We start from the raw sequence: 1686 nt of genomic DNA, 5'->3' as shown, positions 1-1686 counted from the left end.
TTTCGCATAGATAGAAAGTATAGACATGGTAGTAGAATTGCTGGCGTTCCTAGCTTTCCTATAAGGGTTACTAGTCCCTTATGAATAACATTCACTCTGTGGTACCTAATAAGTAGGTTAGTTTGCCGGCAATGTAAGCATCTTTTCACAAAATTCCGCATATTTGTTCGTTATGAACTGGATGATTGTTGATATGCAAAAACTTACCAGCATTTATTTTTGATTGAGTACCACGATCATAACCAAGTGAGAAACTGTGTATTATTAAGAATAGGATATAACATATCATTATTACTATTAAATTATTTATAATTATGAAATTACGGATATAAGAGCAATTTCTTAGTCATTGCGGCTTGTAGGTAAGGTAAAATTTATAAGTGTTGTAGTAGAAAGACTGAAGAAAGTGCCTTTGCTTACTAGAGAAAACATTATGACGGAATGGGTAAATACATCCTATAGAGATTTTGTGTCTTCAGTGATGTAATATGCTGATTTGCATTTTTAAAATCCATCAAGTTTTTTTTAGATCTTAAATATTAATATATTAGCATTATATGCTAATATATTAATTTATGATTGGGAAAGAGCATTTTAATAATGCTTCTACATCCTAATAGAGTTTTTCTATTCCGACGCTTACTTATTAAATGTCGGAACATTAGCTATGTGCGGAGAGTTTTTACAATGTTGGAAAATTGATTGGAGATTTACTTATGAAAATTTTGAGAGAAATTTGTGCATTTTTTGAAAATATAAACCGTAAGAAGAAAGATAATGATATATCGTTAAACGAAGGACAATCTTCGCTTACAAAAGATGAAAATGATCATTGCTTGCAGAGTGTCAGTCCTATGGTGATGGAAATCGCATCAGGTGAAAGCGGAAAAGATGATGGAAATCACAAAGTATGAAGAATTAAGTATTGTACCAATAGCTATTGTGACTCCGAGTGTACATAGGCACCTTGAGATACTGCAGTGAAGTTGCCAAAATTACGTCAGGCAGGAGGTCTCAAGTATGTTATATCAAGCAACTATGGAGGACATGCTATGAGAGATTACATGGATAATGCGAGCTTATTCTGTGATGATTTTGCAAATTATCATAGTTACCGTCATGGAGATATGCAGATGATGTACAGCAACCAAGATACGTATTTGCATAACGTATTATTTCCTGTTTTTATGGGCAGTATTCAGGAAATGGAAGAAGTTTTTGTTGTTACAGGTGCGCGTAACCACTTGCAGGTATAACGTTCTGCAAATAAAAAAGCCTGTAGCAACTTCAGTTCGATAAAGATCGAAATTATAGAGAGTAACTCCAGGAATATCTTACCAGCTACAATACTGTTGCGGTACTACCCCACTTGAATTAGAAAAATAATGCCATAAGGGATATTGTATCGCAACCCATTGCAAATATGTGAGTAGAGTGCTGGAGTAGTAACTGGTCAACGCTCTCGTGTGCTATAGGTTATCTAAACTTGTTTTATTACACGCGCGTAAAGAGCATGAGTGGTTTTTGTGGGTGCAACTTTTGAGTTTCCTATTTCAAAGGCTGTTACGGGTAGTGTGCTTTGTAGATGGCTATGGTTATTTAACTCAAATCCAGTATTTTTCCTTTCAACATGATTTGATAATCTATGGATGTTGTCATATTGGCTATATGAGCATCTTAAGTGAG

At 34.5% G+C, this 1686-nt stretch carries 2 protein-coding genes; both read left to right on the top strand.

Annotation, left to right across the window (positions count from 1 at the left end; all coding sequences use genetic code 11):
* The first annotated feature begins 698 nt into the window (after positions 1–698).
* Entirely contained in the window at positions 699–914 is a 216-nt protein-coding gene (locus KPX09_RS05205; RefSeq protein WP_249549294.1) for a hypothetical protein, read from the top strand.
* A 138-nt stretch (positions 915–1052) separates the two neighbouring features.
* A complete protein-coding gene (locus KPX09_RS05200) occupies positions 1053–1256 on the top strand; it encodes a hypothetical protein (RefSeq protein WP_249549293.1) in 204 nt (67 codons plus the stop codon).
* Positions 1257–1686 lie beyond the last annotated feature (430 nt).

Source organism: Anaplasma phagocytophilum (assembly GCF_023476575.1).
Taxonomy (GTDB): Bacteria; Pseudomonadota; Alphaproteobacteria; order Rickettsiales; family Anaplasmataceae; genus Anaplasma; species Anaplasma phagocytophilum_A.
The sequence above is the reverse complement of the archived record's forward strand: the minus strand, read 5'-3'. Positions and strand labels throughout refer to the sequence as shown.